This window comes from Pseudarthrobacter niigatensis, from assembly GCF_030812615.1.
Lineage (GTDB): Bacteria > Actinomycetota > Actinomycetes > Actinomycetales > Micrococcaceae > Arthrobacter > Arthrobacter niigatensis.
On the sequence record NZ_JAUSTB010000006.1, the window covers coordinates 224,411 to 249,408 of the forward strand.

At 67.8% G+C, this 24,998-nt stretch carries 26 protein-coding genes; 21 read left to right on the top strand and 5 right to left on the bottom strand.

Annotation, left to right across the window (positions count from 1 at the left end; translation table 11 throughout):
• Window positions 1-27: 27 nt before the first annotated feature.
• Together J2T23_RS11450 and moaA are read right to left on the bottom strand one after the other, a co-directional pair.
• Window positions 28-294 carry a MoaD/ThiS family protein gene (locus J2T23_RS11450; RefSeq protein WP_307360029.1) on the bottom strand — a complete coding sequence of 89 codons (267 nt, stop codon included), beginning with the start codon at window positions 292-294 and terminating at the stop codon, window positions 28-30.
• A gap of 5 nt (window positions 295-299) precedes the next feature.
• Complete coding sequence (gene moaA, locus J2T23_RS11455) at window positions 300-1,430, bottom strand: GTP 3',8-cyclase MoaA (RefSeq protein ID WP_307360032.1); 1,131 nt, start codon at window positions 1,428-1,430, stop codon at window positions 300-302.
• A 247-nt stretch (window positions 1,431-1,677) separates the two neighbouring features.
• On the opposite strand from moaA, the gene J2T23_RS11460 reads away from it, so the two are divergent.
• The 8 genes from J2T23_RS11460 (at window position 1,678) to J2T23_RS11495 (ending at window position 8,554) form a co-directional block, all read left to right on the top strand.
• Window positions 1,678-3,189, top strand: coding sequence for a molybdopterin-dependent oxidoreductase (locus tag J2T23_RS11460; RefSeq protein ID WP_307360151.1), 1,512 nt, complete (start codon window positions 1,678-1,680; stop codon window positions 3,187-3,189).
• A gap of 23 nt (window positions 3,190-3,212) precedes the next feature.
• The gene (locus tag J2T23_RS11465) at window positions 3,213-4,457 is read left to right on the top strand and encodes a molybdopterin molybdotransferase MoeA (RefSeq protein WP_307360035.1); all 1,245 of its coding nucleotides are present in this window, start codon (window positions 3,213-3,215) and stop codon (window positions 4,455-4,457) included.
• Entirely contained in the window at window positions 4,445-4,936 is a 492-nt protein-coding gene (moaC, locus tag J2T23_RS11470) for a cyclic pyranopterin monophosphate synthase MoaC (RefSeq protein WP_307360038.1), read from the top strand. The genes J2T23_RS11465 and moaC overlap by 13 nt, the downstream gene beginning before the upstream one ends.
• Entirely contained in the window at window positions 4,933-5,463 is a 531-nt protein-coding gene (locus tag J2T23_RS11475; RefSeq protein WP_141181172.1) for a MogA/MoaB family molybdenum cofactor biosynthesis protein, read from the top strand. The genes moaC and J2T23_RS11475 overlap by 4 nt, the downstream gene beginning before the upstream one ends.
• The gene (locus J2T23_RS11480; RefSeq protein ID WP_141160972.1) at window positions 5,453-5,917 is read left to right on the top strand and encodes a molybdenum cofactor biosynthesis protein MoaE; all 465 of its coding nucleotides are present in this window, start codon (window positions 5,453-5,455) and stop codon (window positions 5,915-5,917) included. The genes J2T23_RS11475 and J2T23_RS11480 overlap by 11 nt, the downstream gene beginning before the upstream one ends.
• 91 nt (window positions 5,918-6,008) lie before the next feature.
• Window positions 6,009-6,779 carry a 4-hydroxy-tetrahydrodipicolinate reductase gene (dapB, locus tag J2T23_RS11485; RefSeq protein WP_307360040.1) on the top strand — a complete coding sequence of 257 codons (771 nt, stop codon included), beginning with the start codon at window positions 6,009-6,011 and terminating at the stop codon, window positions 6,777-6,779.
• A 3-nt stretch (window positions 6,780-6,782) separates the two neighbouring features.
• Window positions 6,783-7,256 carry a hypothetical protein gene (locus J2T23_RS11490; RefSeq protein ID WP_141160970.1) on the top strand — a complete coding sequence of 158 codons (474 nt, stop codon included), beginning with the start codon at window positions 6,783-6,785 and terminating at the stop codon, window positions 7,254-7,256.
• A 326-nt stretch (window positions 7,257-7,582) separates the two neighbouring features.
• A complete protein-coding gene (locus J2T23_RS11495) occupies window positions 7,583-8,554 on the top strand; it encodes a TM2 domain-containing protein (RefSeq protein ID WP_307360042.1) in 972 nt (323 codons plus the stop codon).
• A 91-nt stretch (window positions 8,555-8,645) separates the two neighbouring features.
• Here the strand turns inward: J2T23_RS11495 and J2T23_RS11500 are convergent, their stop codons facing one another.
• Complete coding sequence (locus J2T23_RS11500; protein WP_307360044.1) at window positions 8,646-9,881, bottom strand: heparan-alpha-glucosaminide N-acetyltransferase domain-containing protein; 1,236 nt, start codon at window positions 9,879-9,881, stop codon at window positions 8,646-8,648.
• A gap of 159 nt (window positions 9,882-10,040) precedes the next feature.
• Here J2T23_RS11500 and J2T23_RS11505 point away from each other — a divergent pair, with 159 nt between their 5' ends.
• The 7 genes from J2T23_RS11505 to J2T23_RS11535 all read left to right on the top strand — a co-directional run bounded on the left by J2T23_RS11505 (window position 10,041) and on the right by J2T23_RS11535 (window position 18,001).
• Window positions 10,041-10,529: a hypothetical protein gene (locus J2T23_RS11505; protein WP_307360049.1), complete on the top strand. Its 489-nt coding sequence runs from the start codon at window positions 10,041-10,043 to the stop codon at window positions 10,527-10,529.
• A 58-nt stretch (window positions 10,530-10,587) separates the two neighbouring features.
• Entirely contained in the window at window positions 10,588-11,496 is a 909-nt protein-coding gene (gene dapA, locus J2T23_RS11510) for a 4-hydroxy-tetrahydrodipicolinate synthase (protein WP_141160967.1), read from the top strand.
• Window positions 11,497-11,536: 40 nt separating this feature from the next.
• The gene (locus J2T23_RS11515) at window positions 11,537-13,228 is read left to right on the top strand and encodes a ribonuclease J (RefSeq protein WP_141160966.1); all 1,692 of its coding nucleotides are present in this window, start codon (window positions 11,537-11,539) and stop codon (window positions 13,226-13,228) included.
• A 140-nt stretch (window positions 13,229-13,368) separates the two neighbouring features.
• Window positions 13,369-16,245 (top strand): FtsK/SpoIIIE family DNA translocase, encoded by a 2,877-nt coding sequence (locus J2T23_RS11520; RefSeq protein ID WP_307360052.1) that lies wholly within the window; start codon window positions 13,369-13,371, stop codon window positions 16,243-16,245.
• Between the two features lie 17 nt (window positions 16,246-16,262).
• The gene (gene pgsA, locus J2T23_RS11525; RefSeq protein ID WP_307360054.1) at window positions 16,263-16,904 is read left to right on the top strand and encodes a CDP-diacylglycerol--glycerol-3-phosphate 3-phosphatidyltransferase; all 642 of its coding nucleotides are present in this window, start codon (window positions 16,263-16,265) and stop codon (window positions 16,902-16,904) included.
• Window positions 16,901-17,380, top strand: a complete 480-nt coding sequence (locus tag J2T23_RS11530; protein WP_141160963.1) for a CinA family protein — start codon at window positions 16,901-16,903, stop codon at window positions 17,378-17,380. Before pgsA ends, J2T23_RS11530 begins: the two co-directional genes overlap by 4 nt.
• A 168-nt stretch (window positions 17,381-17,548) precedes the next feature.
• Window positions 17,549-18,001, top strand: coding sequence for a helix-turn-helix domain-containing protein (locus J2T23_RS11535; RefSeq protein ID WP_018771597.1), 453 nt, complete (start codon window positions 17,549-17,551; stop codon window positions 17,999-18,001).
• 67 nt (window positions 18,002-18,068) lie between these two features.
• Here J2T23_RS11535 and J2T23_RS11540 read toward each other — a convergent pair whose 3' ends face one another.
• A complete protein-coding gene (locus tag J2T23_RS11540) occupies window positions 18,069-18,614 on the bottom strand; it encodes a MarR family winged helix-turn-helix transcriptional regulator (RefSeq protein WP_307360057.1) in 546 nt (181 codons plus the stop codon).
• A 41-nt stretch (window positions 18,615-18,655) separates the two neighbouring features.
• Between J2T23_RS11540 and J2T23_RS11545 the strand changes: the two genes are divergently transcribed.
• The 6 genes from J2T23_RS11545 to dapF all read left to right on the top strand — a co-directional run bounded on the left by J2T23_RS11545 (window position 18,656) and on the right by dapF (window position 24,227).
• Window positions 18,656-18,880 carry a DUF3046 domain-containing protein gene (locus J2T23_RS11545; protein ID WP_141160961.1) on the top strand — a complete coding sequence of 75 codons (225 nt, stop codon included), beginning with the start codon at window positions 18,656-18,658 and terminating at the stop codon, window positions 18,878-18,880.
• 221 nt (window positions 18,881-19,101) lie between these two features.
• Window positions 19,102-20,157, top strand: a complete 1,056-nt coding sequence (recA, locus tag J2T23_RS11550; RefSeq protein WP_141161628.1) for a recombinase RecA — start codon at window positions 19,102-19,104, stop codon at window positions 20,155-20,157.
• Window positions 20,158-20,289: 132 nt separating this feature from the next.
• On the top strand, window positions 20,290-20,778 hold the full coding sequence (locus J2T23_RS11555; RefSeq protein ID WP_141161627.1) for a regulatory protein RecX: 489 nt from the start codon (window positions 20,290-20,292) through the stop codon (window positions 20,776-20,778).
• A 3-nt stretch (window positions 20,779-20,781) separates the two neighbouring features.
• Entirely contained in the window at window positions 20,782-22,338 is a 1,557-nt protein-coding gene (miaB, locus tag J2T23_RS11560) for a tRNA (N6-isopentenyl adenosine(37)-C2)-methylthiotransferase MiaB (RefSeq protein ID WP_307360060.1), read from the top strand.
• A 3-nt stretch (window positions 22,339-22,341) separates the two neighbouring features.
• On the top strand, window positions 22,342-23,238 hold the full coding sequence (miaA, locus tag J2T23_RS11565) for a tRNA (adenosine(37)-N6)-dimethylallyltransferase MiaA (RefSeq protein WP_307360063.1): 897 nt from the start codon (window positions 22,342-22,344) through the stop codon (window positions 23,236-23,238).
• A 44-nt stretch (window positions 23,239-23,282) separates the two neighbouring features.
• Window positions 23,283-24,227 (top strand): diaminopimelate epimerase, encoded by a 945-nt coding sequence (gene dapF, locus J2T23_RS11570; protein ID WP_307360065.1) that lies wholly within the window; start codon window positions 23,283-23,285, stop codon window positions 24,225-24,227.
• Here dapF and J2T23_RS11575 read toward each other — a convergent pair.
• A complete protein-coding gene (locus J2T23_RS11575) occupies window positions 24,199-24,822 on the bottom strand; it encodes a class I SAM-dependent methyltransferase (RefSeq protein ID WP_307360067.1) in 624 nt (207 codons plus the stop codon). The genes dapF and J2T23_RS11575 overlap by 29 nt on opposite strands.
• Window positions 24,823-24,998: the final 176 nt, after the last annotated feature.

The window sequence follows — 24,998 nt, forward strand, 5'->3', positions numbered from 1 at the left end:
CGACGGCCGGGCCACGCCCCGGCCGCTTCAGCCCCCGGCGAAGGGCGGCAGCACGTCCACGACGTCGTCAGGGGCAAGGACGGTGGCGCGGTCCCGCACGGCCACCTCATTGAGCAGGAAGCTGCTCCGGGCCAGTATGCGGGGAAGCGGCGGCGTGCCCGCCGGAGGCGCGGAACGCTCGACGGCGGTCACGGCTGCCAGCAGGTCCGCCACGGTGGCGCCCTCCGGCAGCTGGAATATTTCTTCCTCGGAGCCGGCGGCAGCGCGCGCGGCAGCAAAATAACGTACAAGCATCCGTGTCAGCCCCCGATGGCGCTCATGCTGCGGTCCGGCTGGACGAAGTCCGGAGCGTCGAGTCCCACGTGGTCCATGCCGTGGGCCTTTGGTTTGATCCACATGGCATCCTGCCACCGCTGAGCCAGCTCGTCGTCGCCGGCACCAGTGCGCAGCAGGCCCAGCAGGTCGAACTCCTCCCGGGAAAACAGGCAGCTCATGATCTTGCCTTCGGCAGTGATCCTGGTCCGCCTGCAGTCAGCGCAGAACGGTTCGGTGACGGAGGCGATGATCCCCACCGTCCCAAGGAGGGGACTGCCGGCGCCGTCCGCCGGACCTTCCCGCCGCCGTCGTACCTCAAACCGCTCCGCAGGAGCGCCGTCACGCGCCCGGGGATCGGGGGTGAGGACGTAGTCCCGGGACAGCAGGGCGCGGATTTCGGCGGCGGTGATCATATTGCGGCGGGTCCAGCCGTGATCGGCGTCGAGCGGCATCTGTTCAATGAACCGCAGTTCGTACCCGCGCTCCAGCGCCCAGGCCAGCAGCTGGGGCGACTCGGCGTCGTTAATGCCCCGCATCAGGACAGCATTCAGTTTGACCGGACCCAGGCCGGCGGCCCAGGCGGCGTCCACTCCGGCCAGGACCTGGCCGAGGAACGGGCGCCGGGTCAGTTTGGTGAACGTCTCCTCATGCAGTGAGTCCAGCGACACATTGATGCGGGTCAGCCCTGCATCCTTCAGCACGGCAGCCTTCCTGGCCAGGCCCACCCCGTTGGTGGTCATGGAGATCGGCAGGTCCGGGTGGTTGGCCCGCAGGGCGGCGATGATGTCCACCAGGTCATGCCTGACCAGCGGCTCACCGCCGGTGAGCCGCAGTTCCCGGACCCCCAGCTGCTCCACGCCGACTTTCACGATCCGCACGATTTCCGCTGCGGACATCACTGCCTGCTTGGCGAGCCATTCCAGGCCGTCCGCGGGCATGCAGTAGGTGCAGCGGAGATTGCACTTGTCCGTTAGTGACAGCCTCATGTCCGTGGCGCGGCGGCCATACCGGTCCGCCAGCCCGGCCGGCGCGTCAGCGGGGCGGCGCGCCGGAACGCCTGGCAGCGCAAGGGCTGCTTCCTCGCGCGGCTGCGGCATTCCTAGCTGGACACTCATGATTTCAGGCTACGCCACGTTGCGCTGCGCATCACACCCGTGACCGGCGCAGAACCACCGGACGGAACCTGCGCCGGGGACCGCCGCCGAACCTATGCTGGAAGTTGTGAAGAGTTCCCCGCAACAGCACGGGGCGGTCGACGACGGCGCCGGCCCCGGGGAGCGTGCGGAAAGTCCCGTCCAACACCAGGCAGTCCCGCACCAGTCAGTCCCGCGGCCCGGGGCACGGTGGGGTGCGGCCGCCGGGATCGCAGCGGCCGCCGGCGGCCTCGCGGCGGGGGAGCTGCTGGCGGGTTTTGCCAGCCCCTCCCTTTCGCCCCTGACCGCTGTGGGCGGCGCTGTCATCGATGCCGTCCCGCCCGGAGTCAAGGACTGGGCCATCACCCTCTTCGGCACTGCGGACAAGGCCGCGCTCCTGGCGGGCATGGGGCTGGCCATTGCCGCTCTGGCGGCCCTGGCCGGGGTCCTGGAGCTCCGCCGCCGGTGGGCCGGTGCCTTCGTGATGGGGATTTTCGGGCTGGCGGGACTGGCTGCGGTCCTCACACGGGCCCAGGCGACCCCCTTGGCCCCCATGCTGCCGGTCCTGGCCGCGGCAGCCGCCGTCGTGCTGTTGCGGTTCCTGGTCCGGCGGCTGCAGTCGTGGGAAGGCTCCGCCCCGGGGAAGGCAGGGCCCGGAGGAACCGCCGGTTCCCGCCGCGGCTTCCTCCAGGCTCTCGCCGCCACCTCAGCCGCCTCAGCGCTGGGGGGAGTGCTGGCGGGATTCTGGCGCGGAGCCGCCATCGCCGCCACCGAAGCCAGGGCACGGATCACCCTGCCGCCCCCTGCGTCCGCGGCACCGCCCATTCCGGCGGACGCAGAGGCGGGCGTACCCGGGACGCCGCCGCTGGTCACCCCCAACCCTGGGTTCTACCGGATCGACACTGCCCTGGCTGTTCCCACGGTCAACCCGGAGACCTGGGTCCTGAAAGTCACCGGAATGGTGGCCCGGGAAGTCCAGCTCTCCTTCGCCGACCTCCTGGGGAAGCCCCTGGTGGAACGCCACATGACCATTGCCTGTGTTTCCAACGGGGTGGGCGGGGACCTGATTGGAAACGCCCGCTGGCTCGGTTGGCCGGTCCGCGAACTGCTGGCCCTGGCTGTTCCGCACCAGGGGGCCGACATGGTCCTCTCCCGCAGTGCCGACGGCTGGACTGCCGGAACGCCACTGGAGGCCCTAACCGACGACGGCAGGGACGCGCTCCTTGCCGTCGGCATGAACGGTGAACCGCTGCCGCTGGAGCACGGATTCCCGGTACGCCTGGTGGTCCCGGGCCTCTACGGGTATGTGTCGGCCACCAAGTGGGTTACTGAACTCAAGGTCACCAGGTTCGCCGACGACGCCGGGTACTGGACGCCGCGGGGCTGGTCGGCGCGCGGTCCCATCAAGACGTCGTCGCGCATCGACGTACCCCGCAGCGGGCGTCCGGTCAGTGCCGGAACCGTACTCCTGGCGGGCGTTGCCTGGGCCCAGCACACCGGCATCCAAAAGGTGGAACTGCGGGTAAACCGGGGGCCGTGGCGGGAAGCCGAGCTGGCCCCGGGCATCTCCATAGACACCTGGTACCAGTGGAAGCTGGCGGTCAGCCTGGTCCCGGGGCAGTATGAGGTCCAGGTCCGCGCCACCGATCTCAGCGGTGTGGCCCAGGATGAAACTGAGCGGCCTCCCGCGCCGGACGGAGCCACGGGATTCCACACCGTTAGAGTGGACGTGAAATCCTGACGGCCGCGACCAAAGGCGTACCCATGACCAGCCACCCCCACGGCAAAGCAGGCCCGGCCGACCACGCCCGCTCCGTTGCTGAGCATCTGGCGGCGGTCACGGACCTCCTGGCCCGGCTGGCGGCAGAGTCCCGCGCTGAAGTCCTCCCCTTGACCGGTGCGCTCGGCCGGGCACTGGTGCACGGCTTACTGGCGCCCATCAGCCTTCCCCCATTCGACAACTCCCAAATGGACGGGTACGCAGTCCGGTCAGTGGACATCTCCGATGGCGGAGCTGACCTGCGCATCATGCCCCCGGTTCCCGCCGGGTCCAGCCCGCAGCCGCTGCGGCCCGGGACCGCGGCGCCCATCATGACCGGTGCCATGATCCCGGCGGGGGCGGACGCCGTCGTCCCCATCGAAAAGGCGGTGCCTGACCACTTCCGCACGGAGGGCAGCGATGGGCTGGTGAAGCTGCCCGCAACCGTTCCGGGGACCTACGTGCGTACCGCCGGCAGCGACATTGCGGCGGGGGAGCGGGCCATGGCCGCCAGGACGTGCCTGGGACCGGCGCAGCTGGGACTTCTCGCAGCCCTCGGTATGGCTGAGGTGGAGGTGTACCGGGCAGTGACTGTCCTGCTCGTCACCACCGGGGACGAGGTAGTCCAACCGGGACAACCACTGCCGCAGGGCAAGATCTACGACTCCAACGGAACCCTCCTGGAAGCGGCCATGAAACAGGCTGGACTCAACGTCCGGCGCACCGGCATCTCCACCGACAACCCCGCCGAACTCCAGGCCCTGCTGCGGACCGCCGGCCATGACGTGGACCTGATCGTGACCACGGGCGGGGTCAGCAAGGGCGCGTATGAGGTGGTGCGCCAGGCCATGGCGGACCAGCCCGCCGAGTTCCTGCACGTGGCCATGCAGCCTGGCGGACCCCAAGGGATAGGACTGTTCGACGGCGTCCCCTTCCTGGGGTTTCCCGGCAACCCGGTCAGCTGCCTGGTGTCCTTCGAGATGTTCCTCCGCCCCGCCCTGTCGGGACTGCTCGGGTCGCCGGCGGCCAGGCAGCCGCTGCGCGGCCGCCTGGCCCAGCCCTTGGAGTCACCCGGGCACAAGCACCAGGTCCGGCGGGGAAGCCTGCAGCGTGACGGGACCGTGCAGCTGGAGGGCGGCGAGGGCTCGCACCTGATGCACGCGCTCGCGGGATCGAACTGCCTGGTCCACGTCCCCGTTGGCGTAACGGAGCTCGCCGCCGGCGACGAGGTGGAAGTATGGATGCTGTGAACGCAGAACAGACCCCCGCGCTGACGCACCTGCGCCAGGACGGCAGCGCCCAGATGGTGGATGTTTCCGCCAAGGCAGAAACAACCCGCGAGGCCACGGCCACCGCTACGGTCCGGACCACACAGGAGGTGATGCGGCTCCTGGGCACCGGCGGCCTCCCCAAGGGGGATGCCTTGGCCGTTGCGCGCGTGGCAGGCATCATGGCCGCCAAGAAGACCCCGGACCTGATTCCGCTGTGCCATCCGCTGCCGCTGTCCAAGGTGACGGTCGATTTCGACCTTGGCCTGGACGCCGTCGCCATCAGCTCCACCGTCAAGACACGGGGCGTCACCGGAGTGGAAATGGAGGCCCTGACAGCGGCGTCCGTGGCTGCGCTGAGCGTCTACGACATGATCAAGGCCGTGGACAAACATGCCGTCCTCACGGACATCAAGGTGCTGGCGAAGAGCGGCGGCAAGAGCGGAGACTGGGCCCTGTGACTACCCCCAACACCCTTCGGGTTCCCGAACCGCACCGGCATGGCGACGTACAGGGACGGAAAGCCGGCGTCGTCATCGCCTCCACGCGCGCCGCCGCCGGCATCTACGACGACGAAACCGGGCCCGTGATCACCGACTGGCTCACCGAACACGGCTTTGACGTGTTTCCCGCCATGGTGGTCCCCGACGGCGACCCCGCGGGCGCAGCCATCCGCGCGCTCCTGACCCAGCACCCCGCCGTCGTCATCACCAGCGGCGGCACCGGCCTCAGCCCCGACGACCGGACTCCCGACGTCACCCTGCCGCTGCTGGACCGGGAAATCCCCGGAATCATGGAGGCCATCCGGCGGGCCGGAGCCGCCAAAACCCCGCTTGCTGCCCTGAGCCGGGGGTATGCCGGCGCCGCAGGGCGGACCTTCATCGTGAACCTGCCCGGCTCCCCGAAGGGCGTCATGGACGGACTGGGCGTCCTGGACCCGCTCATCGGGCATCTGTGCGACCAGCTGGAGGGCGGACATGGGCACTGAAGCATTCGAAGTAGTCAGCGCGGTCCTGAGCGCTGAGCCCATCTCGGTGGACCAGGCGATTGCCGCTGTGGAAAGCGATACAGCCGGTGCCGTGGTCAGCTTCAGCGGCGTGGTGCGCAACCACGACGGCGGCAAGGCCGTCAACCGCCTCAGCTACAGTGCGCACCCCACAGCGCACCAGGTCATGGCAGACGTCGTCGGGCGCCTGGTTGCCGAGCAGAACGCCGAAGCAGGTGCCGGGCCCGGACAGCCCGTCCGGATCTGGGCGGCGCACCGGATCGGAATGCTGGAGATTGGGGACCCGGCCCTGGTGTGCGCGGTGTCCGCAGCCCACCGCGGGCAGGCGTTCGCGGTCTGCTCCGAGCTGGTGGACCGCATCAAGGAACAGGTACCTATCTGGAAGGAACAATTCTTCACTGACGGCACCGTGGAATGGGTTGGCGCAGGCAGCTGATGCGGCACTGTCCGGAGCGCCCCCGGGACTGCGAGGTAACGCACGCCGCCCGGTTCCTGCGCGCGCAGGTCCCGCCGGTAGGGTTAACGGCATGACCGAACAACACTCCGTTCCCAAGCTGGTGGCCGTCCTGGGCGCCAACGGACGCATGGGCGCCGAGGCCGTCAAAGCCGTCGACGCCGCGCCCGACATGAAGCTCGTCGCAGCCCTGGGACGGGGTGACTCGCTGGAGCAGCTGGCCGCCTCGGGCGCCCAGTATGTGGTGGACCTGACGGTTCCCGAAAGCACCGAAGCCAACGTCCGCTTCGCCGTCGAGCACGCCATCCACACCGTGGTGGGCACCACCGGCTGGGACGAGGGACGCTTGTCAGACCTGGAGTCTTTGCTGGCAGCGCACCCGGGCACCGGTGTCCTCATTGCGCCCAACTTCGCCCTGGGCTCGGTCCTGGCCTCGGCCTTCGCAGCGAAGGCATCGAAGTACTTTGAATCGGTGGAGATCATCGAACTGCACCACCCGGACAAGGTCGACGCCCCGTCCGGCACCGCTGTCCGCACCGCCCAGCTGATCGCCGCCGAGCGCGCGGCGGCGCAGGTTCCGCAAAGCCCGGATGCCACCACCAGCGAGCGTGCCGGGGCCCGCGGCTGCGAGGTGGACGGCGTCCGCGTCCACAGCGTCCGGCTCCGCGGCCTGGTGGCGCACCAGGAGGTGCTCCTGGGTGGTCCGGGGGAGCAGCTGACCCTTCGCCATGATTCCTTCGACCGCGCCTCGTTCATGCCCGGCGTGCTCCTGGGCGTGCGCAACGTTGCGGCGCACCCGGGCCTGACGGTGGGCCTGGATGGATACTTGGACCTGGGACTTTAGGCCATGAATGGTCTCCTTGCCGGCTTCCGGAAAAACCGCACCAAGATTTGGGTGGGTGCGGTCACCCTCCTGCTGGTCTTCTACCTGGTGGTCTCCTTCCAGCGTTCGCTCCTGCTCCTGACGGACAGCAACCTGACAGCCAAGGCCATCGGCGCCGCCTACCTGGTGCTGCCCGTTGTGGGCGCCTGGGCCCTGATCCGGGAGCTCATGTTCGGCGCCCGCACCGAGCAGATGGCCAAAGTCCTGGAAGCCGAAGGCGGGCTGCCCGTCGATGAGCTCCCACGCACGCCCGGAGGCCGGATCGTTCGGGCCGCAGCAGACGCGGAGTTCGAAAAGTACCGGGCCGAAGCCGAAGCCGCCCCCAACGACTGGCGTTCCTGGTTCCGCCTCAGCTGCGCCTACGACGCCGCCGGCGACCGCAAACGTGCGCGGGCGTCCATGCGTGACGCCGTGAAGCTCTTTACCGCCGCCTCCTGATCCACCGCCGGCGCCGGCCCGGCCCCAGCCTCGCGGTGGCGCTGCGGGTAACTGCGATGGGCATTTCTGCCCATCGCAGTCCGCCTCCGCCCGCGGTAGGTTTATTTAGTAAATACTCTTTAGCTTTGGGGGAAAGCATGAGGCTGGCCGTATCTGTGCCACGGTTCCGGCTCTTCGGAACCGAAGGCAGGGCCCCCGCCCCTCAACCCCACCACTTCGCTCCTCCACGCCGTGCCGCCCGAGGCTTCCTGACGCCGCGCGCAGTTACTCCTGGGCCCAGCCGCGCCCTGCGTGCCGCACCGCACCCTTGACCAGAAGGACCATCGATGAGCCACCCAAATTTCCCGCAGCCGCCCCACAACGGACCGGCCGCTCCACCCATTCCGCCGGCACCGTCCACCTACGGCGGACCGCCCAATTTCCAGGGGCAGTTCCCTGCAGGTCCGCAGGGGGAATACCAGCCCGGGCCCCACGGCAACGCTTTCTACTCCGGCGGCCCCGGAAAGTCCTTCATCACCACCTGGATCCTGTCCCTGCTGCTGGGAACATTTGGTGCGGACCGCTTCTACCTGGGCAAGACCGGCTCGGGTGTCGCCAAGCTCTTGACCGCCGGTGGCCTGGGCATCTGGGCCCTCGTGGACCTGATCATGACCTTGACGGGGAACACCAGGGACAAGGAAGGCCGCCCGCTGGAGGGCTACCCGGAGAACAAGAAGAAGGCCTGGATCATCACCGGCATCCTCTGGCTGGTGAGTATCATCACCGCTATCCTGCTGACCCTCGTGTCCCTTGCAGTGGCCGGCGCCGCCCTTGAGAAGCGGACGATCCCAGGAGCGCCCGATGTTCCGTCGGCCTCACAGGCCGCCCCGGCGCCGTCCACCGGATCCGCCCCACCCAGTGGATCGGCTGCCGGCGCGAACTCCTTCGTGGCCACCGTCTCGGAAGGAAATACCGTCAAGGTCAGCGTCCTCGACTCCATCTACACCACGGAAATTCCGGGCATGACGTACCTGCAGCCCAAGAATGGCGGATTCCTGGCCGTCAAGGTCTCCTGGGAGACGCTGACCGGGAGCAGCTTCGCCAGCCCCTCGAACTTCACGGTCTTCGACGCTGACGGCAAAGAGGGCGAACTGGTTTACCTCGATGACGGCATGGGCGCCCTGCCCACCGATGAGGTGGGTACCGGCGATCTCCGCCAGGGCGTCATCGCGTTCGATGTGAAGAAGGGCCCGGTCCAGGTTGTCCTCAACGATGACTTCGGCGACAAGGCGGCCGCCTTCACGCTGACGCCGCAATAGCAGGCGGCCCCGGCGCCGGAACCGGACCCGCGCCCCCACCCGGGGGGCGCGGGTCCTTTCATTCCGGCCGGCGCTTTGGGCAGCGGGAGGGTCAGGAAAGGGCCTTGAAGCCTCCGCGGCCCACAAGCGAGGCCGTATGGCCTGCCCACTCCAGCGGGCCGCGCCACCGCAGCCGGGCGAAAACGATGCCGATCGTGACGGCGGTGGCCGCCTGGGCGAAGAACATCCCGTCCTCGGTCCAGCCGGCGGGAAGGGGCTTCAGGTAAAACCCGGAGACAACCCAGACGTGGACGGTGTAGAGAGTCAACGTCATGGCGCCGGCCCCGCGCAACGGCAGCAGCAGGTCCAGGTCCACCCACTCCGCGAGGCGCTCCAGGAGCAGGCAGGCGCCGATGACGGCAGCGGCCACCGCCGAGGTATGCAGCAGGTCAAGCGGGGTTCCCGAGTGCGGTGCCGCTGACGCCAGCCACCACCAGGAACCCTCCTGCTGGATGCCGGTCAGGTTGACCTGCAGGACGCTGCCCAACGGGTACCCCGGAGCGTTCAGGACCTGCTCCAGCGCTGCACGGCCGCCCCAGTCTTCCATGGCCGCCGTACCCAGGGCCTTGGCCGCCACGGCCACCACGGTTCCGCTTACCAGCAGCAGCACCGGGGTGACTGCCTTGGGGAGCACCAGGCGGCCTATCACCAGTCCCACCAGCAGGTAGGACAGCCATTGGAACACGGGGTAGTAGCCGGTAAAGAAGACATCCGCGAGCAGCCGTGTTGGCGTAGCCAGGTCATCCCAGGCAGGGTTGTGGCCCAGGTTCAGCGGGGGTTCGGGGGCCAGCAGCCATGGCCGCAGGAGGTACGCCAGCACCGGCGACGCAAGGATCCATCCCGCGGCCCACGCGCACAGCGGCTTCACCCCGAGCCCCAGGAAAGGCAGGATACACAGGAACAGCACGGCGTAGTGGACCAGGATGATGGCCACGTTCACTTCGAGTCCGCCCAGGGTAAGTCCGACGGCGGCAACCACCAGGGCGCGCAGTGCCACGCCGCGCCGGGCGGCGGAGAGTTGGGCACCCTCGAGCGGCGTGTTCTTCCCGGTGGACAGGGCGAGCCCCACGCCCGCCAGCACGGCGAAGAGGGCAGCAGCCCGGCCGGAGAAGGTGAGGCCGATCCAGGTCGGCGTGAGGTTTGCATCCGATTCGAAGGTGGGCAGCAGGTGGGTGGCCATCATGCCCAGCAGGGCCACGCCCCGCGCAGCGTCGATGCCCCGAAGACGCCCCGGTTGCCGGCTTCCAGTGGCCTTGCGGGACCGGGTGGCCGCGGATCGGGACGTCATGACCAGATCGTCTCACATGCGCCGCCGGCGCAGCTTGTCACAGCACGGCAGGACCGGCCCCGGGCCCTGAAAGGCCGGACCGTCCGGGCAGCCACGCACCATCCAGAGGATACCTGGACATCCTTGTTTTCGAATATATGTTCGAATATCATGGCAGCCATGGAGATCAGACCAGCAGGAATCCCCGCACCCCGGGAGCAGGGGCGCCAGCAGCACGGACCTGGGCGGGCTGGGGCAGCGCGTCCTGGGAACCAGCCGGCGGACAATCCGCAGTCCGCCGGCAAGCCGCGCCGGATTGGCCCCGCCACCCAGTCAGCGGTGGATAACGGCTCCGGCGGTGGGCCCCTGAGGGCGATGAGTCCGGGAGTGGTGGATTACCTGTTCCGCCAGCTCGTTTCCGGCCGGCCGGCGGAGGACGTGGCATGGGAACGGGAGGGCATCAGCCTGACTGCCCAGCCCGAAGGGGCGGAGCTGGCCCGGCGGCTTGCTGAAACGGACCTTGATGCGCTGACGCCCACGGAGTTGTTCCACTATGTGCGCGCGGCGCAGCGTCTCGCGGCATGGGCAGAGGGCCTGCGCCAAACCGCCGTCGGCCGCTATTGCCATGCCGGAGCGGACGCACCGCGGCCGGACCGGCGCGGTATTTGACGCTCGTCACGCCCGTGGCATTGTCCTAACCAGCCGGGGACAGGGTAACGTTTTTTCCATGGCTGACTCTTCCGCGCACATCCCTGCCCTCGGTACCCTCCTGACCGCCATGGTCACGCCGTTCACCAAGGACGGCGCAGTGGATTACGACCAGGCGGCAGCGCTGGCCAGCAAACTGGTTGACGACGGCTGCGACGGCCTTGTGGTCACCGGCACCACAGGCGAAACCTCCACGCTGACAGACGAAGAGAACCTCGGCATGTTCCGCGCCGTCAAGGATGCCGTGGGCGGCCGAGCAGCCATCATTGCCGGTACCGGCACGAACGACACCGCGCACTCGGTGCACCTTTCCCAGCAGGCAGCCGCCCTCGGCGTCGACGGCCTCCTCCTGGTGACCCCTTACTACAACAAGCCCAGCCAGGCCGGCGTCCGCGCGCACTTCGAGACCATCGCCTCCGCAGTGGACGTCCCCGTCATGCTCTACGACATCCCCGGGCGTTCCTCCATACCGATTGAGCCCGACACCATGATCCGGCTGGCCCAGCACCCCAACATCGTCGCCGTCAAGGACGCCAAGGCGGACTTCACCGCAGCCACCCGCGTCATGGCCGAAACGGACCTCCTCTTCTACTCGGGCGATGACGGGCTGACCCTTCCCTGGATGGCGCTGGGCGCAGTCGGCCTGGTAGGGGTCACCACCCACGTCGCCACCCGCCGCTTCCGCGAGCTCATCGACGCCGTCAACGCCAATGACCTTGGGACTGCCCGCAAGATCAACTTCGAGCTGCAGCCCGTCGTCCGCGCCACCATGACCCGCGTCCAGGGGGCCGTGGCGGCCAAGCAGATTCTTAAATGGCAGGGAGTCCTGCCCAACTCGATTGTCCGTTTGCCCCTCGTGGAGCCGGACGAAACCGAGATCGAAACCATCCGCGGGGATTTGGCGGAAGCGGGGCTGGTCTTCTCCTGAGGCTAAGACCGGCACCCTTCCGCCTGGAAAGTAGTGCACTATGACCCAAACTGCCCTTACCGGCCTTGTCACCCCTCCGCGCCTGCCCCAGGGCACGCTCAGGATCGTTCCGCTTGGCGGACTCGGGGAGATCGGCCGGAACATGGCCGTGTTCGAAATCGACGGCAAGCTGCTGATCGTGGACTGCGGTGTCCTCTTCCCCGAGGAAACCCAGCCCGGCGTTGACCTGATCCTGCCGGATTTCTCCTACATCGAGGACCGGCTGGACGACGTCGTGGCCGTCATCCTCACCCATGGCCACGAGGACCACATCGGTGCCGTGCCGTACCTGCTGCGCCTGCGCAACGACATTCCCCTGGTCGGTTCCCAGCTGACGCTTGCCCTGATCGAGGCAAAGCTGCAGGAGCACCGCATCCGTCCCTACACGCTGACGGTCGAAGAGGGCCAGGTGGAGAAGTTCGGGCCGTTCGAATGCGAATTCGTCGCCGTGAACCACTCCATCCCGGATGCCCTCGCCGTCTTTATCCGCACCGCCGGCGGCACTGTCCTGCACACCGGTGACTTCAAGATGGACCAGCTGCCGCTGGACGGACGCATCACCGACCTGCGCCACTTCGCCAAGCTGGGCGAAGAGGGCGTTGACCTCTTCATGTCCGACTCCACCAACGCCGACGTCCCCGGCTTCACCACGGCCGAGAAGGAAATCGGGCCGACCCTGGAGCGCCTCTTCGGCCAAGCCACCAAGCGCATCATCGTGGCGTCCTTCTCCTCCCACGTGCACCGCGTGCAGCAGGTCCTCGACGCCGCCGCCAAGCACAACCGCAAGGTGGCCTTCGTGGGCCGCTCCATGGTCCGCAACATGGCCATTGCCGAAAAGCTGGGCTACCTGGACGTCCCGGCCGGGCTGATCGTCGACATCAAGAACATCGACAACCTGCCGGACAACCGGGTGGTCCTGATGTCCACCGGTTCGCAGGGCGAGCCCATGGCGGCCCTGTCCCGGATGGCAAACGGTGACCACCGGGTGGTGGTGGGGGACGGCGATACCGTCATCCTGGCCTCCAGCCTCATCCCGGGCAACGAGAACGCCGTGTTCCGGATCATCAACGGCCTCCTCAAGCTTGGCGCCGACGTCATCCACAAAGGCAACGCCAAGGTCCACGTCTCCGGCCACGCCGCGGCCGGCGAACTGCTCTACTGCTACAACATCCTCGAGCCGCTCAACGCGATGCCGGTGCACGGCGAAACCCGCCACCTGATCGCCAACGGCAAAATCGCCATCGAGTCCGGCGTTCCCGAAGCCAGCGTCATCCTCGCGGACAACGGCACCGTCATCGACCTTCGCGACCACCAGGCAGACATCGTGGGCCAGGTGGAGGTGGGCTTCGTCTACGTTGACGGCTCCAGCGTTGGGGAGATCACGGACGCCGACCTCAAGGACCGCAGGATCCTGGGCGACGAAGGCTTCATCTCGATCATCACGGTGATCCACCGCGCCACCGGCAAGGTGGTGTCCGGCCCCGAGATCCATGCCCGCGGCGTTGCCGAAGACGACTCCGTCTTCGACGACATCATCCCCAAGATCAACGCGGCACTGGAAGAAGCGGTCCAGAACAATGCGGACCACACCAGCCACCAGCTCCAGCAGGTGGTGCGCCGCGTCGTGGGCACCTGGGTCAACCGCAAGCTGCGCCGCAAGCCCATGATCATCCCGGTGGTCCTCGAGGCCTGATGGTCCACCCCGCCGGCTCCGGCCCGCCCTCCCCGCCGCAGGCAGGAGTGCGGGCCGGAGGCCTTTAACAGCGGGGAGCGGGGATGCTCCCGGCCCCGATATCCCCGGAATCACAGCATGCTTCCGGTAGCGTAACTACTATGGCCACACGTACTACTTCCGCGCCCAAAGGTACCGGCAGGGGCAGCTCCGGCAGCAAATCCGGGAGCCCCACAGGCCGCGGAACCGGCTCCACCGCCGGCAGGGCGGGGCGTGGCGGCTCATCAAGCACCGCACGCACCCGCCAGCTTCCCGCCGTCGAACACCACCAGCCGTGGCTGCTGCGCGTAGTGGGCGGCGCATGGCTTGGCGTGGGCCACCTGGTGGGCGGGGGAGTGCGCCGCATCGGCCACGACGTCAGCGACCTCCCCGCCGAGGACCGCCGCGACGGAGCCGCCCTGTTCAACCTGGCGCTCGGCGTCTTCATCGCCACGTTCGCCTGGTGGGGCCTGACAGGCTGGTTCCCCGACGCCGTCTACGCCGTGGTGAACGGCACGTTCGGGTGGATCTCCCTGCTGCTTCCGCTCATGCTCTTCGTCTGCGCCTTCCGGCTGTTCCGGCAGCCCTCCGATGGCCGGGGCAACAACAGGGTGGGCATCGGCTTCCTGATCATGACATTCGCCGGCTGCGGCCTGGCACACATCCTGGGCGGCCAGCCCACGGTGGCCGACGGCTTCGACGGGCTCCGCAGGGCGGGCGGCATGCTCGGTTTCCTGGCCGCCACGCCGTTGGCCGCCATCCATCCCGCCGTGCCCGTGGCCCTCTACGGCCTGCTCGCATTCGTATCCCTGCTGATCATCACGGCCACCCCGTTCACCGCCATTCCGCGCCGCATCCGCGGAGCGTACGAGCACCTCATGGGCATCGACCTGATGGATCCGGAACGCGCCGACATCCACGACCGCAGCTACCTCGAGCGGACGGCGCCGCCCGCACCCCGGAAGAAGAAGCGGAAGTTCTTTGGGAAGGACCAGGAGGCCGGGGCAGGCCTTGAGGGTTACGTGGGCGACGAAGCCTTCGAGCACGCTGTGATTGACGACGACGAGGGCGAACCGGCGCGGCCCGCTCCCGGAGTGCGGCGGCCCACCCAGGCGGAGATCGCCGTCGAGAAGATCAAGGCCGCCCAGGGCCTGGGCGCCGGTGCGCAGGCGGCCCCGCCGGAAAACGCCACCGAGGCCATCCCCCTGGTTATCCCCGGTGCCGCGGCTCCCGGCAAGCCTGCCGCCGCGCCCACGGTGCCCTCCAACCCGGTGGCGCCCGCGCCGCCGCCCGTTCCCATCCCGCAGCGGACCGAGCAGCTCTCGCTGGCCGGCGACGTGACCTACACCCTGCCGGCCTCGGACTTCCTGACCCCCGGGTCCATCCCGAAGGAGCGCACGGAAGCCAACGACGCCGTCGTCGCCGCCCTCACGGACACCCTGACCCAGTTCAACGTTGATGCCACGGTCACCGGGTTCAGCCGCGGCCCCACCGTCACCCGGTACGAAATCGAGCTCTCGCCCGGCACCAAGGTGGAGCGCGTCACCGCCCTGTCCAAGAACATCTCGTACGCCGTTGCCTCCAGCGACGTCCGGATCCTCAGCCCCATCCCCGGTAAGTCCGCCATCGGCATCGAGATCCCCAACACCGACCGTGAAACGGTCTCCCTGGGCGATGTCCTCCGCAGCCAGAACGCGCGCCGCACGGACCACCCCATGGTGATGGGCGTGGGCAAGGACGTGGAGGGCGGCTATGTGGTGGCCAACCTGGCCAAGATGCCCCACCTCCTGGTGGCTGGTGCCACCGGTGCCGGTAAGTCGTCCTTCGTGAACTCGATGATCACCTCGATCCTGATGCGGGCCACCCCGGATGAGGTTCGCATGGTCATGGTGGACCCCAAACGCGTGGAACTGACCGCGTACGAGGGCGTGCCGCACCTCATCACGCCGATCATCACCAACCCCAAGAAGGCCGCCGAGGCGCTGCAGTGGGTGGTGCGGGAAATGGACGCCCGCTACGACGACCTGGCCAACTACGGCTTCAAGCACATCGACGATTTCAACAAGGCCGTCCGTGCCGGGAAGGTCCACCCGCCGGTGGACTCCAAGCGCGTCATCCGGCCCTACCCATACCTGCTGGTGATCGTGGACGAACTCGCCGACCTCATGATGGTCGCGCCGCGCGACGTTGAAGACTCGATCGTCCGCATCACCCAGCTGGCCCGCGCCGCAGGCATCCACCTGGTCCTGGCCACCCAGCGCCCGTCCGTGGACGTGGTCACCGGCCTCATCAAGGCCAACGTGCCTTCGCGCATGGCCTTCGCCACGTCCTCCGTCACCGACTCCCGCGTGGTCCTCGACCAGCCCGGCGCCGAGAAGCTGATCGGCCAGGGCGACGCCCTCTTCCTGCCCATGGGCGCGTCCAAGGCGATGCGTGTCCAGGGCGCCTGGGTCACCGAATCCGAGATCCATAAAGTGGTGGAGCACGTCAAGGGGCAGCTGCAGGCTGTCTACCGGGACGACGTCGCCCCCGAAGCGGAAAAGAAGCAGATCGACGACGACATCGGGGACGACCTCGAAGTGCTGCTGCAGGCCACGGAGCTTGTGGTCACCACCCAGTTCGGCTCCACCTCCATGCTGCAGCGCAAGCTCCGGGTCGGCTTCGCCAAGGCCGGCCGGCTCATGGACCTCCTTGAGTCCAGGGGAGTGGTGGGACCTTCCGAGGGTTCCAAGGCCCGGGACGTCCTGGTCAAGCCGGACGACCTCGCCGCGGTCCTCGCCGCGATGAAAGGCCAGGAGCCGCCGGCCGTGGCCGATTCACAGACGGCCGCGCTCAGTGACAACGCCAACGCCAACATCGCCCAGGGCGGCTACGCCGAAGACCTGGTGGCCGCTGACCTGGACCAGCGGAAGCAGAACGTCGAATATTACGACGGATCGGATTCCGCCCCGGGCGACGACGACGGCTCCGAGGACGCCTGGTCCCTCACCGGACGCTAGCCCGGTAGCCTAGGAACGTGACTAGCACCGATGCAACCGCCGCCGGCCAAGGCCGTGCCGGGGTCTGGAACCTCCCCAATGTCCTGACCATGATCCGCATCGCGCTGGTCCCGTTCTTCGTGTGGTTCCTCGTGGCCGACGCCCCCGGGCTGCACAGCACCTCCGGACCGTGGCGCTGGGCGGCGGTGGCCGCGTTCGCCGTCGCCATCTACACGGACAAGCTCGACGGCGACATCGCCAGGAGCCGGAACCTGGTCACTGACTTCGGCAAGATTGCCGACCCCATTGCCGACAAGCTGCTCATCGGCTCCGCGCTGGTGATGCTGTCCTTGCTGGGCGAGCTCCCCTGGTGGGCAACCGTGGTGATCCTGGTCCGTGAATGGGGCATTACGGCCCTGAGGTTCTTCGTGATCCGCTACGGAGTCATCCCCGCCTCCCGCGGCGGCAAGCTCAAAACCGTTGTCCAGACCGCGGCAATCTTCCTGTACCTGCTGCCGCTCGGGGCATTCGCGCCCTGGATGTCCTTGGTGGCATTCGCCGTCATGATGGCAGCGGTGGCGATCACGCTGTGGACCGGCGTCGAGTACGTGGTTGAAGCCCTGCGCCTGCGCGCCAGGGGCAAGCGGCAGGCGGGAACCGAGGGACGGGAACAGGCATGAGCAACCTTCACCGGCTGGCGGCACAGGCCGTCCGGCAGGCACTTGACTCCGGACGGACCGTTGCCACTGCGGAGTCGTTGACGGCCGGCATGGTGTCCGCTGTCCTGGCTGACACCCCGGGCGCCTCCGGCATGCTGCAGGGCGGGGTGGTGGCATACCAAAACTCGGTGAAGGAGGCGGTGCTGCACGTGCCCGCCGACCTGCTGGCCCGTGCCGGCTCCGTCGATCCCGACGTCGCCCGGGCCATGGCCGCCGGGGCGCGCACTGTCCTGGGCGCCGACGTCGGGCTTTCCACCACCGGCGTCGCCGGTCCCGAGGCCCACGACGGCAAACCCGTGGGCCGGGTCTACATCGGCATCGCTACAGCGGCAGGCACCGCCGGTTTCGAGTACTCCTTCACCGGAAACCGGCCGGACATCCGCGCCGCCGCCTGCGCCGCCGCCCTCGAAAGACTCCTCGAAGCCCTCGCCGGCTAAGCCGCGCAGGCCGCCAAGTTACCGCGCGTAAAGTTGCCGGGAACAAAAGCCATTACCGATTAGTTATTACATTGTGTCGCTTCCGAAGAGCGGAGGCGCCTAGGATGAAATGACCAAGACAGGTTCGCCGGCGGCGGACCTGACCAATGAGGGAGCAAGGCGATACAGATGGTAAAGCAGCCCGTATCCGTAAACGGCGTTGTCCGCTGGAAGGATGTGGGCCTCGCCGAACAGGCTAAGAGCGAACAGAAGGAGCGCAAGATGGTAGTACTTCGTCACGAAATCGGTGATGTCCTGCGCGATGTCCGCCAGCGTCAGGGGCGCACGCTCCGTGAAGTTTCGCACAGCGCCCGCGTCTCCCTGGGATACCTCAGCGAAGTGGAGCGCGGCCAAAAGGAAGCATCGTCAGAGCTCCTGTCCTCGATCTGCTCGGCACTGGATGTTCCGCTGTCAAGCATGCTCCGCGAGGTCAGCGACCGCGTGGCAGTAGCCGAAGGCGTCGCCGTTCCGGACACCGTTCCGCAGGAATTCTCCCAGCGTTACGGCCGTGACCTGGAACGCGACCTCAACACTGAACTGAACGACGAACTCTCCACGGGACTCCTCTCCGGAGCCCGGTAAGGAGCCCCACCGCAGGGTGGGCGCCGGACAACAGGAAGCCCCCGGCCATGCCGGGGGCTTCCTGCTGTCATGAGTCCTGCTGCGCCCGCTCCGGCGAGCCCGGCCCGTCGGCGGCTTCCCTGGGGAATCCGTCACGCTCATAAGTGGAGTTCAACCTGGCCATACAGCGGGCCAATTCCTCAAGGTCCTCCACCGGCCACTCGCGCAGCCGCTCCTGGAAGACCTGTCGCCTGGCGTCCTGGACCTGGTGCATCTTCTCTTCGCCCTTGGGCGTCAGCCGGATCGACTGCGCCCGGCGGTCCAGGGGGTCCGCCTCCTTGGACACCAGGCCCAGGCTTTCCAGGAACGCGATCTGCCGGCTGACCGACGGCTTGCCCACACCGATGTTCATGGCCAGCTCAGTCAGCCGGATGGGGCCTTCCCGGCGGATAATCGTTAACAGCCCGTACGCCGCTGGCTCCATGTCCGGGTGGACCTCGCGCGAAAGCTGGTTGGAGATGGCCCGCGCCCGCCGCCAAAAAAGGCTGATCTGGTGTTCAACATTTTGCAGCGCGGCATCGGCGGCGTCATTGCCTGTGTCCTGCCGCGGCGGGAGGTCCGGGGAGTTGCTCATGGCAACAATTCTAGGGTCCACAATCATGAGAGGATTTACCGATGCGAATCAGCGAGTACTGGCGTCTGATGGATGACGAGTTCGGCGCGGGATACTCCCGCGTGCTGAGCAGCACCCTGGTCCTTGCCGGCGTCGGTGGGCGCACCGCTGATCAGGCCCTGGCGGCCGGGGTTGAGCCGCGCCGGGTCTGGCTTGCGGTCTGCGACGTCCAGGATGTCCCGTCGGAACGGCGGCTGGGCCGCGACATCGCCCCGCGCCGCGACTAGCGGAGGGCACGGCGCTGCCGGGGCGGGGATCCTGCCGGCGGACACGCCGCAGGAGCTCCACTCTTCGAATACCTGTTCGGATAAGGCTATGATTTTTTCATCGGGTTTATCCACATAGCCGTTGTCTTCCGGCCGGAATGTCAGTGGGTCCCCTTAGCGTCAGAGATGACCAACACAATGGCCGCGAAGGCCACCATCGAGAAAGCATTAGAGGTTCAACCATGGCGGCAGCCCCGGATCGTGCAAAAGCGCTGGAAGCAGCACTTGCCCAGATTGACAAGCAGTTCGGCAAGGGCTCGGTCATGCGCCTGGGCGACGAAGTCCGCGCTCCGATCGAAGTCATCCCCACCGGCTCCATCGCCCTGGATGTCGCCCTTGGCATTGGCGGGCTCCCGCGCGGCCGCGTCATCGAAATTTACGGTCCTGAATCCTCAGGTAAGACCACCGTGGCCCTGCATGCGGTGGCGAGTGCCCAGCGCGCGGGCGGGATCGCAGCCTTCATCGACGCCGAGCACGCCTTGGACCCCGACTACGCCGCCAAGCTGGGCGTGGACACCGATGCCCTCCTGGTTTCGCAGCCGGATACCGGCGAGCAGGCCCTGGAAATCATGGACATGCTGGTCGGCTCCGGTTCGCTGGATGTCATCGTCATCGACTCCGTGGCCGCCCTTGTGCCGCGGGCAGAAATCGAAGGCGACATGGGCGACAGCCACGTCGGCCTCCAGGCCCGCCTCATGAGCCAGGCCCTGCGTAAGATCACCGGACGCCTGAGCCAGACCAAGACCACCGCCATCTTCATCAACCAGCTCCGGGAAAAGATCGGCGTCTTCTTCGGTTCCCCCGAAACCACCACAGGCGGTAAGGCCCTGAAGTTCTACGCGTCGGTCCGCATCGACGTCCGGCGGATCCAGACCCTCAAGGAAGGCGCCGACTCGGTCGGCAACCGGACCAAGGCCAAGATCGTCAAGAACAAGATGGCTCCGCCCTTCAAGGTGGCCGAGTTCGACATCATCTATGGCCAGGGCATCTCCCGCGAAGGCGGCATCATCGACATGGGCGTGGAGCACGGCATCATCAAGAAGTCGGGTTCCTGGTTCACCTACGACGGCGACCAGCTGGGCCAGGGCATGGAAAACTCGCGCCGTTTCCTCCGTGACAACCCGGAGCTGGCCGCCGAGCTGGAGCGCCTGATCAAGGAGAAGCTCGGTGTCGGCGTCAAGCCTGCCGAGGATGAGTCCAAGGACGCGCCAAAGCTGAAAGCCGTCGACGGGTTCTAGCCCTTGACCGGCCCACGAACACGGCGGACCCGTTCCGGCAGCCCCTCAACCGGGGCGCCGGACGGGTTTGCCGCCCCTGAGGACCCGCAGGCCGCGGACGCCGAACCGGATCCGTTCTCGGTTGCCCAGGCCATCGTGTACCGGCAGCTCACAGCCGCGCCCAAGAGCCGGCTCCAGCTTGCCCGGAAATTGGCGGAGCGGAACATCCCGGAACCCGTCGCCGAGGCCGTGCTGGACAAGTTCCAGGAAGTCCGGCTGATCAACGACGCCGAATTTGCCGACATGTGGGTCAGGAGCCGGGCCCAGTCCAGGAAGCTGGCCAAGGGTGCGCTCCGGCGGGAGCTCGCTGAGAAGGGCATCGACCAGGAAACGGCTGCCTCGGCCCTGGAGCAGCTGACCGACGCCGACGAGGAAGCCGCAGCCCGTGCCCTGGTGGAACGGAAGCTCCGCCCTGGGACGGACCTGGCCGGCCCCGGCGAGCGGGACAAAGCCGTACGGCGGTTGGCGTCAATGCTCGCACGCAAGGGCTACCAACCCTCCCAGGCGTTCCGGATCGTCAACGAGGTCCTCGATTCCCGGCAGGACCCCGACAACGACCGCCTCCAGAGCCGGTACCCTTAACGGGTGAGTTTGACCATTCCTTCCCCCCAATCCGACGCCACCCCTTCCGTCGAAGCAGGGGCGGTGCCGCAGTCCGGAGCGATGCCCCGCACCTACCAGGTGCGCACCTTCGGCTGCCAGATGAACGTTCATGACTCCGAGCGGATGTCCGGCATGCTTGAGGCCGCCGGTTACGTGCCCGCGGAGGGCGGGCATGCCGACGTCGTGGTGTTCAACACGTGCGCAGTCAGGGAAAACGCGGACAACAAGCTCTACGGCAACCTGGGCATCCTGGCCCCGGTGAAAGCGGCCAACCCCGGCATGCAGATTGCCGTGGGCGGTTGCCTGGCACAAAAGGACCGCGAAACCATCCTCAAAAAGGCGCCCTGGGTGGATGCCGTCTTCGGTACCCACAACGTGGGTGCCCTGCCGGCCCTCCTGGACCGGGCACGCCACAACAATGAAGCGCAGCTGGAGATCCTGGAGTCCCTGGATGTCTTCCCTTCCACGCTGCCCACCAAACGCGACTCCGTCTACTCGGGCTGGGTGTCCATCTCCGTAGGCTGCAACAACACCTGCACTTTCTGCATCGTGCCGGCCCTGCGCGGCAAGGAAAAAGACCGCCGGCCCGGAGAGATCCTCGCGGAAATCCAGGCACTCGTGGACGACGGCGCCATCGAAGTCACCCTGCTCGGCCAGAACGTCAACTCCTACGGGGTGGAATTCGGGGACCGGCAGGCATTCTCCAAGCTCCTGCGTGCCTGCGGCGGGATTGAGGGGCTGGAACGCGTCCGCTTCACCAGCCCGCACCCGGCCGCGTTCACCGATGACGTCATTGACGCCATGGCAGAGACTCCCAACGTCATGCCGCAGCTGCACATGCCGCTGCAGTCCGGGTCGGACAGCATCCTCCGGGCCATGAAGCGTTCCTACCGGTCCACCAAGTTCCTGGGAATCCTGGACAAGGTCCGTGAAAGGATCCCCCACGCCGCCATTTCCACCGACATCATCGTCGGCTTCCCCGGCGAAACGGAAGAGGACTTCCAGGCAACCCTGGACGTGGTGGAGCAGTCCCGCTTCGCCACCGCCTTCACCTTCCAGTATTCAAAGCGTCCCGGCACGCCGGCGGCCGACCTGCCCGACCAGCTCCCCAAGGCCGTGGTCCAGGAACGCTTCGAACGCCTCACCGCCCTGCAGGACCGCATCGCCGCGGAAGAAAACCGGAAGCAGCTTGGCCGCCGGCTCGAAGTCATGGTCACGGCCCAGTCCGGGCGGAAGTCGGAGGAGACCCACCGGCTCTCCGGCCGGTCGCAGGACCAGCGGCTGGTCCACTTTTCGGTCCCTGAGGGCGCACCCGCCCCCAGGCCCGGGGACCTCGTCACCGTCACCATTACCGAAGCGGCGGCCTTCCACCTGGTGTCCGATCCCACGCTTGAGGACTACAGCCTGCGCCGGTCCCGGGCAGGGGACGCATGGGACAGGTCCCAGGCCGATTCCTGCGGGGCACCATCCCCGGCTTCACCCGGGGAACGCAAGGGCGTCTCCCTCGGCATGCCCGCACTGCCGCTGCGCACCCGCTGACAGGTGGCTGCCCCGCCCGTCATCGCCGTCGTCGGTCCCACCGGCTCAGGCAAATCTGACCTCGCCGTCAACCTTGCCCTTGCCCTGGACGGCGAGGTCATCAACGCCGACGCCATGCAGTTCTACCGCGGCATGGACATCGGCACCGCCAAAATCACCATGGCCGAGCGCAGGGGAGTGCCGCACCACCTCCTGGACACCCTGGACGTCACCGAGGAAGCCAGCGTTTCCGACTTCCAGTCCCAGGCACGCAAGACCATCGACGACATCCATCGGCGCGGCAAGCGCGCCATCCTGGCCGGTGGCTCCGGGCTGTACGTCCGGGCGGCGCTGGACGTCCTGGAATTCCCGGGGACCGACCCCGCACTGCGGGCCCGCCTTGAGGCGGAGCATTCCGAACTCGGTACCGAAGCACTCCTTGCAAGGCTCCGGACCGTCGATCCCGCCTCCGCCGCCCGCGTCTCCGATGCCCGGCGCATCATCCGGGCCCTCGAGGTGCACGAACTCACCGGGCGGCCCTTCAGCTCCTTCATGCCCCGGCGGGAGTACCACCAGCCCGCCATCCAGCTGGGCCTCAGCGTGGACCGCGAGGTCCTGCGGGAGCGCCTGGCAGAACGGGTGCACCGGATGGTGGACGCCGGCCTGCTGGACGAAATCCGGATGCTCGACGCCAGCGGCCTGCGCCGCGGCAAAACCGCGTCCCGGGCGCTTGGCTATTCACAGTTCCTGCGCGTGGTCGATGGCACGTTCACCGTTGCAGACGCCGCCGAGGAAACCATCGTGGCCACCCGGCAGTTCGCCCGCCGCCAGCTGACCTGGTTCCGCGCCGACCCCCGCATCACCTGGCTGGACTGGCAGGAACCGGGACTCGTTGGCAAGGCAGCGGAGTTGTGCCGGTAGCTGCAGTTTCAGCGCCGGCGGCATGCGCCGCTACGCTTGGGACCATGAATGCAACCCCCGCCGAAACCACCGGACCCATCCTGCGCACGCTGAGCGGGCTCCGCTTTTCCAAGGGGCACGGAACCGGCAACGATTTCGTCCTGGTGGCCGACCCCGAGGGCGTCCGTGCCATCGGCGCGGACCAGGCCGCGGCGCTGTGCGACCGGCACCGCGGGATCGGGGCCGACGGCCTGATCAGGGCGGTCCCGTCCCGCTTCCTGCCCGAGGGCCGGGAACTGCTCACGGAAGCCCCGGACGCGGAATGGTTCATGGATTACCGCAATGCCGACGGCTCCCTGTCCGAGATGTGCGGCAACGGGGTCAGGGTCTTCGTCCATTTCCTGCGGACGGAGGGCCTGATCGACCTGCCCGACGGCGGATCCCTCACCATCGGCACCCGCGGCGGGGTCAAGACCGTGGTCCGCACCGGAGACGGCTATGCGGTGGACATGGGACCCTGGGAGTTCATCTTCCCCGGGGAGGCAAGCGCCAAAGCCATGGATTCCCTGGTCACCGCCGACGGGCTGGAAGTTGCCCGGCCGGCCCTCTCCGTGAGCATGGGCAACCCGCACACGGTGGTGGCCCTCGCCGAACTCTCGGAGCTCACGGGCACCCGGCTCTTCACCGCTCCCAAGGTCGATCCCGTTCCTGCAAACGGGACCAACGTGGAATTCGTGGTCCCGGCAGAACCGTTGGTCCATGACGGTGTGGGCTCTGTGACCATGCGGGTGCACGAGCGCGGCGTGGGGGAGACCCAGTCCTGCGGGACCGGCGCCTGCGCTGCCGCCGTCGCCATCCGGCACTGGGCCGGGGCGGAGGCGCCGGACGCCTGGCGGGTCCACGTTCCCGGCGGAGTGGTGGGCGTGAAGTTCTTTGCCGGCCCCGGCGGCCACGAGCACGTGGAGCTCAGCGGCCCTGCCGTCATTGTGGCGAGTGGGACGCTTTCGTGACCTTCAGGATCCGGAAGGACTTTGACGTGGACTCGCGGGTTACGGTGAAGGAGCCGTCCAGTTCGGCCGCCAGCCAGCGCTGAAGCGAGTCGGAGCCCAGGTTCTTCTGCACCACCAGCCATGCGGTCCCGCCATCTGCCAGGCGCGGCAGCCACAGTTTGAGCAGGGCGTGCAGTTCGTCCTTGCCGATCCTGATGGGCGGGTTGGACCAGATGGTGTCGAAGCGGATGTCCGGATCCACCGCCGCGGGTGTGCTGGCGACCACGTTGGCCAGTCCCAGGGCGGCTGCGTTCTCATTGGTCAGGGTGATGCAGCGTTCGTTGACGTCCACGGCATAGACCTTGGAACCGGGGGCCAGCAGCGCCATGGTGAGCGCCACGGGTCCCCAGCCGCACCCGATGTCCAGGAGGTTGCCTTGGGGATGCGGCGCCGGAACGCCGGCCAGGAGCACTGCGGTGCCTTTGTCGATACCGTCGGGGCTGAAGATCCCCGGGGAGGTCTGGAGCTGCCGCGTCCCACCGGCCAATTCCACTGTCAGGGGCTTCCGGGTGAAGGGGCCGGCAGGGGACGTGCTGAAATAGTGTGCGGACTCCATAACTGGCCAGAGTAGTTCCCCCTGCAGCGTAATGGGAAACCGGCCTGAAGGCCCTCTGCTACGCTGGAGGGCATGTTCCTGATCTTCGAGTAGCCGGTACGGGCCGCGCCCGTCCCGCAGGCTGTCCTCCAGCGGCAGTCCGTCCCGCAGCGACGCAGGTTTCCATACCTTCCGCT